Origin of the sequence: Streptomyces griseofuscus, from assembly GCF_014673495.1 — a bacterium.
In the GTDB taxonomy this organism is placed as follows: domain Bacteria; phylum Actinomycetota; class Actinomycetes; order Streptomycetales; family Streptomycetaceae; genus Streptomyces; species Streptomyces murinus.
Genome location: NZ_CP051006.1, coordinates 2679575 through 2695899, shown reverse-complemented (window position 1 = coordinate 2695899; position 16325 = coordinate 2679575). Strand labels below are relative to the sequence as shown.

The 16325-nt window shown below is 73.2% G+C and carries 13 protein-coding genes and 1 pseudogene; 11 read left to right on the top strand and 3 right to left on the bottom strand.

Annotation, left to right across the window (positions count from 1 at the left end):
• Positions 1–45 precede the first annotated feature (45 nt).
• The 3 genes and pseudogenes from HEP81_RS11685 to HEP81_RS11675 all read left to right on the top strand — a co-directional run.
• The gene (locus HEP81_RS11685) at positions 46–1749 is read left to right on the top strand and encodes a proline--tRNA ligase (RefSeq protein WP_037654465.1); all 1704 of its coding nucleotides are present in this window, start codon (positions 46–48) and stop codon (positions 1747–1749) included.
• Between the two features lie 198 nt (positions 1750–1947).
• Positions 1948–2379: a DUF7878 domain-containing protein gene (locus HEP81_RS11680; RefSeq protein ID WP_243279391.1), complete on the top strand. Its 432-nt coding sequence runs from the start codon at positions 1948–1950 to the stop codon at positions 2377–2379.
• 32 nt (positions 2380–2411) lie between these two features.
• A pseudogene (locus HEP81_RS11675) lies at positions 2412–2510 on the top strand (IS5/IS1182 family transposase); the annotation flags it as partial.
• 54 nt (positions 2511–2564) lie between these two features.
• Here the strand turns inward: HEP81_RS11675 and HEP81_RS11670 are convergent.
• From HEP81_RS11670 to HEP81_RS11660, 3 genes are all read right to left on the bottom strand, one after another.
• Positions 2565–3473, bottom strand: coding sequence for an aminoglycoside phosphotransferase family protein (locus tag HEP81_RS11670; RefSeq protein WP_037654464.1), 909 nt, complete (start codon positions 3471–3473; stop codon positions 2565–2567).
• A 68-nt stretch (positions 3474–3541) separates the two neighbouring features.
• A complete protein-coding gene (locus HEP81_RS11665; protein ID WP_037654463.1) occupies positions 3542–4081 on the bottom strand; it encodes a ferritin-like domain-containing protein in 540 nt (179 codons plus the stop codon).
• Entirely contained in the window at positions 4078–4590 is a 513-nt protein-coding gene (locus HEP81_RS11660) for a hypothetical protein (RefSeq protein WP_037654462.1), read from the bottom strand. Before HEP81_RS11660 ends, HEP81_RS11665 begins: the two co-directional genes overlap by 4 nt.
• A 255-nt stretch (positions 4591–4845) precedes the next feature.
• On the opposite strand from HEP81_RS11660, the gene rimP reads away from it, so the two are divergent.
• From rimP to HEP81_RS11620, 8 genes are all read left to right on the top strand, one after another.
• A complete protein-coding gene (gene rimP / locus HEP81_RS11655) occupies positions 4846–5352 on the top strand; it encodes a ribosome maturation factor RimP (RefSeq protein WP_037654459.1) in 507 nt (168 codons plus the stop codon).
• A 2-nt stretch (positions 5353–5354) separates the two neighbouring features.
• The gene (gene nusA, locus HEP81_RS11650; protein WP_037654457.1) at positions 5355–6341 is read left to right on the top strand and encodes a transcription termination factor NusA; all 987 of its coding nucleotides are present in this window, start codon (positions 5355–5357) and stop codon (positions 6339–6341) included.
• Positions 6342–6472: 131 nt separating this feature from the next.
• On the top strand, positions 6473–6769 hold the full coding sequence (locus HEP81_RS11645; protein WP_078967300.1) for a YlxR family protein: 297 nt from the start codon (positions 6473–6475) through the stop codon (positions 6767–6769).
• Positions 6770–6913: 144 nt separating this feature from the next.
• Positions 6914–9970 (top strand): translation initiation factor IF-2, encoded by a 3057-nt coding sequence (gene infB, locus HEP81_RS11640; protein WP_078967299.1) that lies wholly within the window; start codon positions 6914–6916, stop codon positions 9968–9970.
• A gap of 718 nt (positions 9971–10688) precedes the next feature.
• The gene (locus HEP81_RS11635) at positions 10689–10982 is read left to right on the top strand and encodes a DUF503 domain-containing protein (RefSeq protein WP_037654450.1); all 294 of its coding nucleotides are present in this window, start codon (positions 10689–10691) and stop codon (positions 10980–10982) included.
• A gap of 66 nt (positions 10983–11048) precedes the next feature.
• Entirely contained in the window at positions 11049–11501 is a 453-nt protein-coding gene (gene rbfA / locus HEP81_RS11630) for a 30S ribosome-binding factor RbfA (RefSeq protein ID WP_037654448.1), read from the top strand.
• Positions 11498–12403, top strand: coding sequence for a tRNA pseudouridine(55) synthase TruB (gene truB / locus HEP81_RS11625; RefSeq protein WP_037654445.1), 906 nt, complete (start codon positions 11498–11500; stop codon positions 12401–12403). The genes rbfA and truB overlap by 4 nt, the downstream gene beginning before the upstream one ends.
• 242 nt (positions 12404–12645) lie before the next feature.
• The gene (locus HEP81_RS11620) at positions 12646–16209 is read left to right on the top strand and encodes a trypsin-like peptidase domain-containing protein (protein ID WP_243279389.1); all 3564 of its coding nucleotides are present in this window, start codon (positions 12646–12648) and stop codon (positions 16207–16209) included.
• Positions 16210–16325: the final 116 nt, after the last annotated feature.

Genomic DNA, 16325 nt, shown 5'->3' with positions numbered 1-16325 from the left:
AACCTCCTATGCCATCACCGCATATCTGGCAGGAGTACGAGAACCATGGCCAACGCACCGGTCCAGCGCATGTCCCAGTTGATGGCGAAGACGCTGCGCGACGACCCGGCGGACGCCGAGGTCCTCAGCCACAAGCTCCTCGTCCGCGCCGGCTACGTCCGCCGCACCGCCGCCGGCATCTGGTCCTGGCTGCCCCTGGGCAAGAAGGTCCTCGCCAACGTGGAGCGCGTCGTACGCGAGGAGATGGACGCCATCGGCGCCCAGGAAGTGCTGCTCCCCGCCCTGCTGCCCCGCGAGCCCTACGACGCCACCGGCCGCTGGGACGAGTACGGCCAGGAGCTGTTCCGGCTCAAGGACCGCAAGGGCGGCGACTACCTCCTCGGCCCCACGCACGAGGAGATCTTCACCCTGCTGGTCAAGGACCAGTGCACGTCCTACAAGGACCTGCCGGTGATCCTCTACCAGATCCAGAGCAAGTTCCGTGACGAGGCCCGCCCCCGCGCCGGCATCCTGCGCGGCCGCGAGTTCCTGATGAAGGACTCGTACTCCTTCGACACCGCCGACGAGGGCCTCGCCGAGGCGTACGCCCGGCACCGCGAGGCGTACCAGCGGATCTTCGCGCGCCTCGGCCTGGACTACCGGATCGTCGCGGCCACCGCCGGCGCCATGGGCGGCTCCAAGTCGGAGGAGTTCCTGGCACCCGCCGAGGCCGGCGAGGACACCTTCGCGGACTGCCCGAACTGCGACTTCGCCGCGAACACCGAGGCGATCAACTACACGCTCCAGCCCGTCGACGGCTCCGCCGTGCCCGCGCTGGAGGAGATCCCCACGCCCGACACCCCGACCATCGAGACGCTGGCCGCCTCGCTCGGCGTCCAGGCCGCCGACACGCTGAAGAACCTGCTGGTCAAGGTGGACGGCGAGATCGTCGCCGTGGGCGTGCCCGGCGACCGCGAGGTGGACCTCGGCAAGGTCGAGGAGCACTTCGCGCCCGCCACCGTCGAGATGGTCACCGAGGCGGACTTCGCGGACCGCCCCGACCTGGTGCGCGGCTATGTCGGCCCGCAGGGCCTCGGCGAGAAGGTCACGTACATCGCCGACCCCCGCGTCGCCCCCGGCACCGCCTGGATCACCGGCGCCAACAAGGCGGACACCCACGCCAAGAACGTCGTCGCCGGGCGTGACTTCGAGGTCGACGAGTACGTGGACGTCGTCGTGGTCCAGGAGGGCGACCCCTGCCCCAAGTGCGGCACCGGCCTGAAGCTGGACCGCGCCATCGAGATCGGCCACATCTTCCAGCTGGGCCGCAAGTACGCCGACGCCCTCAAGCTCGACGTCCTCGGCCAGAACGGCAAGCCCGTCCGCGTCACCATGGGCTCCTACGGCATCGGCGTCTCCCGCGCCGTCGCCGCGCTCGCCGAGCAGACCGCCGACGAGCAGGGCCTGTGCTGGCCCAAGGAGATCGCCCCGGCCGATGTGCACGTGGTCGCCGCGGGCAAGGCCCTCCAGACCGAGCTGGCCCTCGATGTCGCCGGCAAGCTGGCCGCCGCGGGCGTCCGCGTCCTCGTCGACGACCGCGCCGGTGTCTCCCCGGGCGTCAAGTTCACCGACGCCGAACTGATCGGCGTCCCCCAGATCCTGGTCGCCGGCCGCCGCTCGGCCGAGGGCGTACTGGAACTGAAGGACCGCAAGACCGGCGAGCGCGAGGAAGTGTCCGTGGAGGACGCGATCGCGCGCCTGACCGCCTGAGAAATCGACCCAGGTGTAAAGGTGTGACCAGTTTCCGGCCCACAAGGGCGTGGGGGACTGGTTACACCTTTACGGCGTCCCTAAGGCTTGTCCCGCTCATCAGGGGCCGGTGGGGCCGCCTGGTATCAGTTGGTACGGTTGTCCGTATTTGGGTGGCCTGGGCATTCAGCTGGCCTCAGATCTCATGGAGGCCGGGCGGTGCGGTTTGTCTGCCGGAACTTTGGGCTGTCGGACATGCCGCGGCGCGGCGTCACTCCGCAGGAGGCGCCCCTGGAGGTGCTGCTTCTCGACATCGAGGCAGAGCTGTCCATCCGGGAGCAGGGGCGGGAGGTGTGGTGCGAGGAGGCGTTCCCGGTGGCTGAGCTGGCGTATCACCTGGCGCTCTGGCTCCAGAGCCCGTCTGCCGGCCATGAGGACTTCGTGCTTGATTCGATGCAGGCGGAGGAGGGGTTGATCCGCGTCGCACGCTCCAATGGGGGCTGGCGGGTCGGCTCCATCTTCACGCCGGGCTTGTGGACCTCGCCCGTCGCCTGGGAGGTTCTGGTGGCAGAGATCAAGCGGTTCGACCGTGCGGTGCGCGAGGGCATCGCCGGGATGGGCATCGACCCTGCCGTCATCCCGGAGCCCTGAGACTGTTCCGGGTCTCGAAGTCCGCCGCCGACACCGGCCTGGTGATCCCACGCCGCCGCGACCCCGGTCAGACCGAACTCCCGGCCTGGAAAGAAGAACACAACCGCTGCAACGCGCCGGACAGACCAAGAAACCCCAGCCACAGAACGGCCTGACACAACTATTCGATCATTGCGGGACAAGTCTTAGAGCCACCCGGCGAACTCCAGCAGCAGCTCCGCGTCCCGGGGCCTGCCGACCCGCACCGCGCGCACCCCCGACTCCACCGCACGGAACAGCGTCCACCCCCGCAGCCGCTCCTGGTCCACCTCCAGCGACTCCGCGAGCCGCTTGATCCGCCGCCGGGTGATGGACGCGCCCGCGGGCGAGGCGATCAGATCCTCCACCCGGTCCCGCACCAGCCGCGCCAGATCGAACGCGTTCTCCCCGACCACCGGGTCGGGCCCCACCGCGAGCCACGGCAGCCGCTCCCCGGCCAGCACCTTGCTCTGCCGGAACGTGCCGTGCAGCAGCCGCTCCTCCGGCGGCGCCGCCAGCAGATCGTCCCGCGCCGCCAGCGCCGCGTCCACCAGCGCCGCCACCCCGGGATCCCGCTCCGCGCCCGCCCGCATCGCCACCGCCTGCCGCCCGGTGCGCTCGGCGACGGTCTCGAAGACATGGTCCGCGGGCGGCTCCACCCACAGCCGCCGCAGCGTGCCCGCCGCCTCCAGCAGCGCCTTCGCCTCCGGCAGCGACCGCACCGAGACATCCGGGTGCAGCCGCTCCAGCAGCAGCGCCCCCTCCGCGCTGTCGTCCGCGTCCGACGCCGGCAGCTGTACGGCACCCCGCCCGCCCCAGTGCGCCAGCGCCGCCCGCTCGCTCTCCGGCCGGGCCCTGGGCGGGGCCAGCTTCAGCACCGCGGGGGTGCCGTCCGCCTGCCGCACCAGCACCACCAGGCTGCTGCGCCCCCCGGGCACCTGCACCCGCTCGACGGTCAACTCCCGCCGCCCCACGGCCCGTTCGGCGATCTCGGGCAGCCGGGCCAGCCAGTCGTCCCCGGCCGGTGCCGTCTCCCCGAGCGCCCGCACCAGGCGCCGCGGCGGTTCGAAAGCCATGCGCGAGCCGTTCCCTTCCTCGTGAGTCTCGTCCGTCCCGTGGCCGTCGTACGCGGTGCGTACGACGCTCAGCGGGCCGTCGCCGCGGACCCCGACGGCGCCGCGCCCGCGGCCCCCGTCCCGGTCCCCGTGTCCGTGCCGGTCCCGGTGTCCGTGCCGGTTCCCGTGCCCTCGCCCGCCCGTTCGGCGAGCCCCGGGAAGGCTACGCTCTGTCCGCTCCAGGCCACCGCCCGCACCGCGGCCTCGCGCAGCGCCCCCGCGGCCGAGGTGCGCCGCGCGCCGGTCGTCGAGCGCACCAGGTCGGCGTAGACCCCGGCCACCCGCTGCTCCAGGCGCGCGGCGAGCCGTACCGCGTCGGCCGGGTCGTGGACCGTGAACGGCAGGGCGTAGGCCGCGCTCGCCGCCACCGGCCGGCCGCCCAGGTCCCGCACCTCGCGGGCCAGTGCGTCCCGCCGGGCCCGATGGGCGTCGTACGCCGCCTTCGCCTCGCCGCGGCGCCGGTCGTCGACGCGGCCGCCGACCACGCCATACCCGTACACCGCCGCGTGCTCTGCCGCCAACGCGGCTTGAAACGCGGCCAGTTCGGTCTTCTCGTCGCCGTCGCTCACTTCGCGGCCCCCGTCGTCAGCAGATACGCGTGCGCGGCACCGGCCGCCGCCGTGGCGGCCAGCAGCCGCGCCGACTCGCCCGGCACGTCCAGCAGCGCCTTGGCCCGCCGGTCGGCGAGCGCCCGCTCGGCGGCGGCCAGCGAGGCGAGGGCGTCCTTCGAGGTCGCCGGTACCGGTACCGGGGCCGGCGAGGCGGAGGGGGAGCCCGAGGGGGTCGCCGTGGGGGTCGTACCCTCCCGGAACGCGGCGGCATGGGCCGCGACCTCGGTGCGCAGCGGGCGCAGCCGCTCCGCGAGGTCCGGGAACGCCGTGAGCACGGCGTCGTAGCGCCCCAGCAGCGTCGCGCTGTCCGCGGCGGCTTGCGCGCGGGCCCGCTCGGTGGCCGAGGGGTCGCCGCCGGAGTCGGCGCCGGATGTGCAGCCCGCCAGCAGCGCGGCGCCGGCGGCCGAGGCGAGCAGGGTTCTTCTGCGCGGCCCCGAGGGGATGCGCGGTGGCGAGGGGTACGGCACGGCAGACGTCCTCGGGGAACTCGTACGACAAGAACGACAAGAAGAAACGACAAGACGAAGAGCAGTGCGCGACGAGGCGCCCGTGATCACCGTACCCGCGCACCTGTCCGATACCGGTCACCGGCACCGCCCCGGCTCACCCGTCCCACGCGGCGTTGTCCACAGGTGGACGGCAACACACCCCGCGACCGGATACCCTTTGACCAGACACGCGACCCATCACACAACAGCACACGCGGCCGAGGAGTCACCCGGATGAGCACCACCCAGAGCGAGAGGCTGCGAGAGCTGCTCGAACCGCTCGTCACCTCCCAGGGGCTGGATCTCGAAGAGATCGCTGTCGACTCCGTCGGACGCAAGCGGGTGCTGCGCGTGGTCGTCGACTCCGACTCCGGGGCGGACCTGGACGCGATCGCCGATGTGAGCCGTGCGCTCTCGGCGAAGCTGGACGAGACCGAGGCGATGGGTGACGCGGCGTACGACCTGGAGGTCGGGACCCCCGGCGCCGAGCGCCCCCTCACCGAGCACCGGCACTTCGTGCGCGCCACGGACCGGCTGGTGAAGTTCCAGATGACCGAGGACGGCGAACTGGTCGCGCGGATCCTGGCCGTGGACGAGGAGGGCCTCGACGTCGAGGTGCCCGGCGTCAAGGGCCGCAAGGCCACCACGCGTCGGATCGCCTTCCCGGAGATCGCGAAGGCCCGCGTGCAGGTCGAGTTCAACCGCAAGGACACCAAGGACAAGAAGGAAGAGGAGGCGTAGCCGTGGATATCGACATGAGCGCCCTGCGGGGCTTGGTCAGGGAGAAGGAGATCTCCTTCGACCTGCTGGTCGAAGCGATCGAGTCGGCCCTCCTCATCGCCTACCACCGCACCGAGGGAAGCCGCCGACACGCGCGCGTGGAGCTCAACCGGCAGACCGGGCATGTGACCGTGTGGGCGAAGGAGGACCCCGAGGACCTGGAGGAGGGGCAGGAGCCGCGGGAGTTCGACGACACCCCCTCGGGCTTCGGGCGTATCGCCGCCACCACCGCCAAGCAGGTGATCCTCCAGCGTCTGCGCGACGCCGAGGACGACGCGACGCTCGGCGAGTACGCGGGGCGTGAGGGCGACATCGTCACCGGCGTGGTCCAGCAGGGCCGCGACCCGAAGAACGTGCTGGTGGACATCGGCAAGCTGGAGGCCATCCTGCCGGTGCAGGAGCAGGTGCCCGGCGAGACCTACCCGCACGGCCAGCGCCTGCGCTCGTACGTGGTCCGGGTCGCCAAGGGCGTGCGCGGCCCGTCCGTGACGCTCTCGCGCACCCACCCGAACCTGGTGAAGAAGCTCTTCGCCCTTGAGGTGCCGGAGATCGCCGACGGCTCGGTGGAGATCGCGGCCATCGCCCGCGAGGCCGGCCACCGCACCAAGATCGCCGTCCGCTCCACCCGCTCGGGTCTGAACGCCAAGGGTGCCTGCATCGGCCCGATGGGCGGCCGGGTGCGCAACGTGATGGGCGAGCTGAACGGCGAGAAGATCGACATCGTCGACTGGTCGGACGACCCGGCGGAGATGGTGGCGAACGCCCTGTCACCCGCTCGGGTGAGCAAGGTGGAGGTCGTGGACCTCGCCTCCCGCTCCGCCCGGGTGACCGTGCCGGACTACCAGCTGTCGCTGGCGATCGGCAAGGAGGGGCAGAACGCCCGCCTCGCCGCCCGGCTCACCGGCTGGCGCATCGACATCCGGCCCGACACCGAGCAGCCGGCGGAGTAGACGCCGCCAGGGCCTGCGGAGCTGACGCCGCCAGGGAATGGATCCAGGCCGTGAGTGGCTTGGATTACGACAACAGCCGTTCGATCTTTCCCCCGAAGGGGTGAGGTCGGTGCGGGGAGGTACACTTAGCCGTGTCTGGCCGGACGCATGCCGGAGCATGCCCTGAACGCACCTGTGTGGGGTGCCGGGAGCGGGCGGCCAAGAACGATCTCCTGCGGATCGTGCGGAGCGAGGACGAATGTGTCCCCGATCCGCGCGGTACGCTGCCCGGCCGGGGTGCTTATCTGCACCCCGCCCTGGTCTGTCTCGACCAGGCGGTACGCCGCCGGGTGTTGCCGCGGGCACTGCGCGCCCCGGGAGCGCTCGACACAAAGGCGTTGCGCCGATACGTCGAGCAGGCAACAGTTGCCGAGCAGGCAACGCCGTAAGACATGCCGTACGGAACCCCGTGCGGCTTGGTACCTCGCGAGTCGAAAGCAGGTCGAGATTGCGATGAGCACTCGATGAGTACGCGATGAGTACGCCCATGAACTAGCGACGGTCCGGCTTCACCCGGACCTCAAAGGAGCGAAGTGGCTAAGGTCCGGGTCTACGAACTCGCCAAGGAGTTCGGTGTCGAGAGCAAGGTCGTCATGGCCAAGCTCCAGGAACTCGGTGAATTCGTCCGTTCGGCGTCTTCGACCATCGAAGCGCCGGTTGTACGTAAGCTGACCGACGCCTTCCAGGGTGGTGGCAGCGGCAAGTCCGCCAAGCCCGCCCCGCGCAAGGCTTCCCCCAAGCCCGCCGCACCCTCTCCGGTGCAGGCGGCACGTCCGGCTGCCCCGAAGCCGCCGGCGCCCAAGCCCGCGACGCCGGCCGCGCAGCAGCCGGCCGCCCCGGCGGCCCCCGCGGCTCCGCAGGCTCCCGCCGCGTCCGCGCCGGCCTCGGGTCCGCGTCCGGGCCCCAAGCCCGCGCCGCGTCCGGCCCCGGCCGCCCCGGAGTTCACCGCTCCGCCGGCCGCTCCGGCCGCCCAGACCCCGCAGGCTCCGGCCGCGCAGGGTCCGCGTCCCGGTGGCGCCCGTCCCGGTGCCCCCAAGCCCGGTGGCCGTCCGGCCCCCGGTCAGGGTCAGGCCCGTCCGGGCCAGGGCGCGCCGCGTTCCGGTGGTCAGGCCCCGCGTCCGGGTGCCCGTCCCTCCGGCCCGCGTCCGGGTAACAACCCCTTCACTTCCGGCGGCTCCACCGGCATGGCGCGCCCGCAGGCGCCCCGTCCGCAGGGTGGCCCGCGTCCCGGCGGCGCCCCCGGCGCCGGTCCCCGTCCGCAGGCGCCCGGCGCCCAGGGCGGCGGTCCGCGTCCGCAGGCTCCCGGTGGCGCGCGTCCGACTCCGGGCGCGATGCCCCGTCCGCAGGGCGGCGCCCCGCGTCCCGGCGGCCCGCGTCCGAACCCCGGCATGATGCCGCAGCGTCCCGCTGCCGGCCCGCGTCCCGGCCCCGGCGGCCGTGGTCCGGCCGGTGCCGGTCGTCCCGGCGGTGGCGGCGGCGGTCGTCCCGGTGGCGGCGGCTTCGCCGGTCGCCCCGGTGGCGGTGGCGGCGGTGCCCGTCCGGGTGGCGGCGGCGGTTTCGCCGGTCGTCCCGGTGGCGGTGGCGGCGGCTTCGGCGGCGGCCCCGGTGGTGGCGGTCGTCCCGGCTTCGGCGGTCGTCCCGGCGGCCCCGGTGGCCGTGGCGGCACGCAGGGCGCCTTCGGTCGTCCCGGTGGTCCCGCGCGTCGTGGTCGCAAGTCGAAGCGGCAGCGTCGCCAGGAGTACGAGGCCATGCAGGCCCCGAGCGTCGGCGGCGTGATGCTGCCGCGCGGCGGCGGCGAGACCATCCGTCTCTCCCGCGGCGCGTCGCTCACCGACTTCGCGGAGAAGATCAACGCGAACCCGGCGTCCCTCGTCGCGGTCATGATGAACCTCGGCGAGATGGTCACCGCGACGCAGTCCGTCTCCGACGAGACGCTGCACCTGCTCGCCGGCGAGATGAACTACACGGTTCAGATCGTCAGCCCCGAGGAGGAGGACCGCGAGCTGCTCGAGTCCTTCGACCTGGAGTTCGGCGAGAACGAGGGCACCGAGGAAGACCTGGTCGTCCGTCCGCCGGTCGTGACCGTCATGGGTCACGTCGACCACGGTAAGACCCGACTCCTCGACGCCATCCGCAAGACGAACGTCATCGCGGGCGAGGCCGGCGGCATCACCCAGCACATCGGTGCCTACCAGGTCGCGACCGAGGTCAACGGCGAGGACCGCGCGATCACCTTCATCGACACCCCGGGTCACGAGGCGTTCACCGCCATGCGTGCCCGTGGTGCCCGGTCGACGGACATCGCGATCCTGGTCGTCGCGGCCAACGACGGCGTCATGCCGCAGACGGTCGAGGCGCTGAACCACGCCAAGGCGGCCGAGGTGCCGATCGTGGTCGCGGTCAACAAGATCGACGTCGAGGGCGCCGACCCGACCAAGGTGCGCGGTCAGCTGACCGAGTACGGCCTGGTGGCCGAGGAGTACGGCGGCGACACCATGTTCGTCGACATCTCCGCCAAGCAGGGTCTGCACATCGACAGCCTCCTGGAGGCGGTCGTCCTCACCGCGGACGCGGCGCTGGACCTCCGTGCCAACCCCCACCAGGACGCGCAGGGTATTGCGATCGAGTCCCGCCTGGACCGCGGTCGCGGTGCGGTCGCGACGGTCCTGGTGCAGCGGGGCACGCTGCGGGTCGGCGACACCATGGTGGTCGGCGACGCGTACGGCCGTGTCCGCGCGATGCTGGACGACAGCGGCAACACCGTCGCCGAGGCCGGCCCGTCGACGCCGGTCCAGGTCCTGGGTCTGACCAACGTCCCGGGTGCCGGTGACAACTTCATCGTGGTCGAGGAGGACCGTACGGCCCGCCAGATCGCGGAGAAGCGTGCGGCCCGTGAGCGCAACGCGGCCTTCGCGAAGCGCACGCGCCGTGTCTCCCTGGAGGACCTGGACAAGGTGCTCAAGGCCGGCGAGGTCCAGCAGCTGAACCTGATCATCAAGGGTGACGCTTCCGGTTCGGTCGAGGCTCTCGAGTCCTCGCTGCTCCAGCTGGACGTCGGCGAAGAGGTCGACATCCGCGTCCTGCACCGCGGTGTCGGTGCGGTCACGGAGTCCGACATCGACCTGGCCATGGGCTCGGACGCCATCGTCATCGGCTTCAACGTCCGTGCGGCCGGTCGTGCCGCGCAGATGGCGGAGCGCGAGGGCGTCGACGTCCGGTACTACTCGGTCATCTACCAGGCGATCGAGGAGATCGAGGCGGCCCTCAAGGGCATGCTCAAGCCGGAGTACGAAGAGGTCGAGCTCGGTACGGCGGAGATCCGCGAGGTCTTCCGCTCGTCCAAGCTGGGCAACCTCGCCGGTGTGCTCGTCAGGTCCGGCGAGGTCCGCCGCAACACGAAGGCCCGCCTCCTGCGCGACGGCAAGGTCATCGCGGAGAACCTCACCATCGAGGGCCTGCGTCGCTTCAAGGACGACGTCACCGAGATCCGCGAAGGCTTCGAGGGTGGTATCAACCTCGGAAACTTCAACGACATCAAGGTCGACGACGTCATCGCGACGTACGAGATGCGCGAGAAGCCGCGGGCGTAACCGGCGGACGGTTGCCGCTGGCCGACGGGGGTTCCTGTCGGCCGGCGGTTGCCCACCCACCAGACGCGGTCGGCTGGACAGTGGCCGGACGGCTCGGGGCAGTGCCCCGGGGTGTCCGGCTCGCGGTCTGTGACCGAAGCGGTGTGGGCGGGCCGCATCCGCGGTTCGTGGCATCGGCCGAGAGGGGCCTTTGACCTCCGGCCGATCAGCTGATCGGCCGATCGACCCGACCGGACCGGTCTCCGCCTTTCGGCGAGTCTCAGCCTTCGGCCCTTCGACCGGACCCAGCAGGGTCCGGTCGCGAGCCGTTCCCGAGGGGCTTCGGGGCGCCGGCTGGTCGACAGACCTTCGGGCCTCGGCGGACCGAGTAGGGACTTCGGGCCGTCGGCGTCCGTGCTGCCGGCCCCGGCCGGGCTTTTGGGCTCAGCCGGGTCAGCAGCCCGGAGGCGCCGGCCGAGTCGGCAGCCTGGAGGCCGTTGGCCAGTGGGCCTTCGGGCCTCGGCCCCCGAGTACCTTCGGCCTCCGGCCACCCGCTTCGTTCCCCGGCCTCACAGCCGACCGAGTCGGGTGGTGGGTGGGTGAGGACTGTCGGTGAGGACGCCCCCGCGGGGAAACCCTGTCGAGCCGGCGCCCCGCACGCGGTACCGTTTCTTGATGTCCCCGGCCACCCGGCGCAGGGGCCATCGATCCCGTACCGGCGGGTGAACCGGCAACACACATGTACGTGGGGACGCTGTCCTTCGACCTCCTCCTCGGCGACGTCCACTCGCTGAAGGAGAAGCGCTCCGTCGTCCGCCCGATCGTCGCCGAACTCCAGCGGAAGTACGCGGTGAGCGCGGCCGAGGTGGACCACATGAACCTCCACCGGCGGACGATCATCGGCCTGGCCGTGGTCTCCGGCGACGCGGCGCACGTCACGGACGTACTGGACCGGTGCGAACGGCTGGTCGCCGCCCGCCCGGAGGTGGAGCTGCTGTCCGTACGCCGCCGCTTCCACGGCGACGACGACTGACACGGACCGTGGAACAAAGACCACGGACAAAGACCAAGGAATCAGGAAAGAACGGGAGCTGGACCAGTGGCCGACAACGCGCGGGCGAAAAGGCTGGCGGACCTCATCCGAGAGGTGGTTGCCCAGAAGCTGCAGCGCGGGATCAAGGACCCGCGGCTCGGCTCGCACGTCACCATCACGGACACCCGCGTGACGGGTGACCTGCGGGAGGCGACCGTCTTCTACACGGTGTACGGGGACGAAGAGGAGCGGACGGCCGCCGCGGCGGGCCTGGAGAGCGCCAAGGGCATCCTGCGCTCCGAGGTCGGACGCGCGGCCGGGGTGAAGTTCACCCCGACCCTCACCTTCGTCGCGGACGCCCTGCCGGACACCGCCCGGACCATCGAGGACCTCCTCGACAAGGCCCGGCAGTCCGACGCCAAGGTGCGCGAGACCTCCTCGGGCGCCACCTACGCCGGCGGCGCGGACCCGTACCGCAAGCCGGCGGACGACGAGACGGACGGCGACGCCGCGGAATGACGCAGAAGCACACCACGCCCGACGGCCTTGTCATCGTCGACAAGCCGTCGGGCTTCACTTCGCACGACGTGGTCGCCAAGATGCGCGGGATCGCCCGGACCCGCCGCGTCGGCCACGCCGGCACCCTCGACCCGATGGCGACCGGCGTGCTGGTCCTCGGTGTCGAGCGCGCCACCAAGCTCCTCGGTCACCTCGCGCTGACCGAGAAGGAGTACCTGGGCACCGTACGGCTGGGCCAGAACACCCTCACCGACGACGCCGAGGGCGAGATCACCTCGTCCACCGACGCCTCCAAGGTGACCCGGGAGGCCATCGACGCCGGTATCGCCAAGCTGTCCGGCGCCATCATGCAGGTCCCGTCCAAGGTCAGCGCCATCAAGATCGACGGCGTACGGTCCTACAAGCGGGCCCGCGAGGGCGAGGAGTTCGAGATCCCGGCGCGCCCGGTGACCGTCTCCTCCTTCACGGTGTACGACGTCCGCGACGCCGTCGCCGAGGACGGCACCCTGGTCCTGGACCTGGTCGTCTCCGTCGTCTGCTCCTCCGGCACCTACATCCGCGCGCTCGCCCGCGACCTGGGCGCCGACCTGGGCGTAGGCGGGCACCTCACCGCACTGCGCCGTACGCGCGTCGGGCCGTACAAGCTCGACTCGGCGAAGACGCTGGACCAGCTCCAGGAGGAGCTGACCGTGATGCCGATCGCCGAGGCCGCCGAGGCCGCCTTCCCGCGCTGGGGGGTGGACGCCAAGCGCGCCAGGCTGCTGCTGAACGGGGTCCGCCTGGAGATGCCCGACGAGTACGCGGACGCCGGTCCCGTCGCCGTGTTCGACCCCGAGGGCCGTTTCCTGGCGCTCGTCGAACTGCACAAGGGCAAGGCCAAGAGCCTGGCCGTCTTCGCCTGAGCGAGGGCTTTCGCCGTGGAGCGGCGGCCGGCACGGGGTGTGCCCCAGCCGCCGCTCCACGGTCCCCCCACTTCCCCCACCCCTAGGACTGTCCAACCGCCCCCGCCAATTCACCCGTCCGGGCAGGCGCTCGGAGTGAACCGGGGGAGCGGAAGGGGGCGCGTTCCGCGAGCACGCCGCCCCGCCGATCATCACCCGCCTACCGTCGCCACAGGCACGGGCAAGGGCGGGAAGGCAAGACGATGACGGCAGGAGACCCGCGAACCGGCAGCGCCCGCGGGGCCACGGCGCACGGCACGGGTGACATGGCGGACGCGGCGGGATCGACACCCGCGCGCACGGACGGGGCGCGCGGCGCGCGGGTGCTCACGACCCCCCGCCCGCACACGGACGCCGCTCTCGGCATCCGCCGCACGGACCCCGGTCCCCTCGCGGACACCCGCACCACCGACCCCCTGGTCCACATCCAGGACCCCGCCGGCCGCCCCCGTGGCATCGGCTTCCTCGCCGACCACCAGGGCACCCTCCTCACCAGCCACGAGGCCGTCGACGGTCTCGACCGGCTGGTGCTGCGCGCCGGGGACCGCACCCTGGTGGTCGCCGCCGAGGACGTGACCGCGCTGCCCGCCCGGAACCTGGCCCTGGTGCGCGCCGAGGGCCTGGACGTGCCCCCGCTGCCGCTGAGCTGCCGCGGGAGCGTCACGGCCGGTACCTACGTCCGGGTCGCCGCCGGCTGCTGGCGCGAGGCGCGGGTGCTGGCCGCCGCCGAGGTGTCGTACGGCCGCCATCTGATCGGCGACGCGCTGGAGCTGGCCATCGGAACGACCGGCCGGGACGCGCTGCGCCCCGGGGGCGGGGCGGCCGGGGGACCGGTGGTGGACGCGCGTACGGGCGCTGTCCTCGGCGTCCTCGGGACCGTGCTGCACGCCCCGCACCGCGACGCCGGCTTCGCGGTGCCGCCCCGCGCCGCCGCCGGCCCCCTCGCCGAGCTGGTGGCCCGTAACGCGGCCACCGTGCCCGCGTACGGCGCCGACCTCAACCTCGCGGGCGTCCTGGAGCTGACCGCCACCTCGGTGGGCCAGGACGGACCGCCGAGGGCTCTTGTGCAGCCGGTCGAACGCCATGCTGTGGCAGCGGAGTTGGACGGCTTCGCGGACGGCGACCGGTGCGTGCTCGGCCTGGTCGGCGCACCGGGCAGCGGTCGTACGACGGAACTCGCGGCGCTCGCCGCCCGCCGCGCGGAGCCCACGCTGTGGCTGCGCGGCGCCGATCTGGAGGAGGGCGACGGCTCGGTGGCCGACGCGGCGCGCCGCGCCCTGGAGCGGGCCGCCCGTATCGTCGCCGCCGCCCGCCATGCCGACCTCCGCGACCTCGGCGATCTCTCCCCGGAGCATCTCGCCGCCCGCGCGGGCCGCCCCCTTCTGCTCCTCCTCGACAGCCCCGAGGAGATGCCCCCCGCCCTGGCCCACCGGCTCCCCGAGTGGACCGAGGGCACCGTCGCCTGGCTCCGGGAGACCGGCGCCCGCCTGGTGGTGGCCTGCCGGGAGGAGCACTGGGAGCAGGCGGGTTTCATCCCAACCCTCGTACAGACAGCGGAACTTGGCGACCTCGGCCCCGAGGAGGCAGAGAAGTCGCGGGCGCGTTACGGGATCCCCGAGGGGCTGCTCGCCGCGCGGGACGCCCGGCATCCGCTCACCCTGCGGCTGCTGTCCGAGGTGTGGGCCGTACTGCGCGGGGCCCGCTTCGATGGCCCGGTCGACCGGCACCAGGTGTTCGCGGCCCACCTCGACCTGATGTGCCTGCGCATCGCGGTACGGCTCGCCGCCGAGCGGGGGCTGCGCGGCACCGCCGTACGACGGCTCGCGGCGCGGGTCGCCGGGCAGGTGCACGAGGCCGCCCGGCGCGGCCTCGGTGCGGCGCAGGGGGAGCTGGACCGGGCGGCCTTCGAGGCGGTGTTCCCGTGGGGTCCGGCCCCGGAGCGGCTCGGCGGCGGCACCGGCTGGGCCTCCGCCGTGCTCGCCGAGGGCCTGCTCGTGCCGGCCGGGGGCGGCTACCGCTTCGCCCACGAGGAACTGGCCGACTGGCTCCAGGGCCTGCACCTCGACCTGGACGAGGCCGTGCACACCCTGGTGCACCGCGCCCGCGACCCCAGGGCGGAGGAGGGCGGAGCACCGGTGCCGCGCCATCGCGTCGGACCCGTCGTACAGGCCCTGCTGCACCTCGGCCGCCGCCAAGGCTCCCGCCAACTCGCCTTCCAGCTACGTGAGTTGGTGGACGCCCTGGATCTGGACACCGGCTCCTGGTGGGCCGCCCGGCTGCTCGCCGGGACCCTGGGGCAGGTGCCGGACGCGACGCCGTACACGGAGGTGCTGCGGCTGCTCGCCGAGCGCGTCGTGACCTGGCGGCGCGATATGCGGCCGGTGCCCCGGGAGTTCGGGCCCGCCTTCTGGACCGGCCTGCCCGTGACCGCCGCCGAACGACTGGACCTGCTGCGCCGGCTCGTCCTCGCCGATCCCGCCGCGGGCGCGCCGGGCGAGCGGTACCTCGATGCCGTGGCCCGGCTGCTGGCCGCCGCACCCGATGCCGTACAGCCCTGTCTGACACGGTGGTTCGAGGACGAGAGGCCGTTGCCCGCGGCCCCGCACGCCACCGTGGCGACCGCGGCGCAGGCCCTGCTGCACACCCATCGGCAGGGCGCGCTGGACGCGCTCACGGAGGCGCTGGCCGAGAGCGGCCACCGGCACGCGGAGGAACTGCTCACCGTGCTGGCCGAGGAGGAGCCGTCGGCGCTGTGCCGGGCCGTGCACCGCTGGGCGCACGACGAGCGGCGCACCGCCCGGCGTCCGGCCGCCATGGCGCTCGCGCTGCGCGCCGCCCCGCATCTGCGGACGGCCGCGGACCGCGAGCTGCTGTGCCGCGCCGCGACCGCCGTGCTCGCCCGCCCCGCCGAGCACGCCCTGCACGGCGGCGCCCACGCCCTGCTGGCCGGCGCCCCCGGCACCCGCGAACGGCACCTGGCCGAGGCGCTGCGCCACTTCGTCGACGGCGACCCGCTCGTCCCCGCGACCGCCCTGCTGCCCGCCCTGGCCAGTCATCCGGACCCGGTCCTCGACGCCTTCCGGACCCGGTTGCGCGGCCCGCACCGGGAGGCGGCCGACTGCCTGCGCCGCCTTCTCGCCGATGCCACCACCCCGGCCCTCGCCCGCGCCGCCGCGACCCTGCTGCGGGAAGCGGCGCGCCCGCACCCGGAGACCGCCGGGCGCATCGCCGCGGCCGTCGACCGCCGCCTGGATCACGGCCCCGCCGCCCGCCCGACCCTGTTCCCCCTGGTCACCGGCCTGCTCCGGGACGGCCCCGAGCCGCTGCGGGCCGCGCTGGCCACCGTCCTCGCCGCCTCCGACAGCCGTACTTCCGGCAGTCGTGCTTCCGACAGCCGTACCTCCGGTGGTCGTACCTTCGACAGCGGTGCCTCGGGTACGCCGCGCGCCGAACTCCTGGACTTCCTGCTCGCCCGCGAACAGGAACCCTCCGTGCTGGTCGCCGTTCTGCACGCGGCGGCCTCCGAGACCGGTCCTGCGGACGACGTCCGCGCCCTCGTGCACCGCACCGGACTGCTCCTGGGCCGCACCCCCGAGGGCGCCACCCGCTTCGACCGCGCCCTGGTCGACCTCGGCCGGCATGTCCCCGGGTTCGCCACCCGGATGACCCGCTGGCTCGCCGGCACCCCGGACGAGTGGGCCGCCGTGGTAGGCCCCGGCACCCGCCGCACCCTGGAGAATCTCGGGGGCGCGCGGGTACCGGCCTGACACCGCCCCTGAGCTGCCACGGTGAACGTGCGCCCGGTCACAGCGCCCCTACCGATGCGGGCGCCGGGCACCCGGCATGGCACCCTTAGACCTGCACAATCGTCAAGGTAGACACG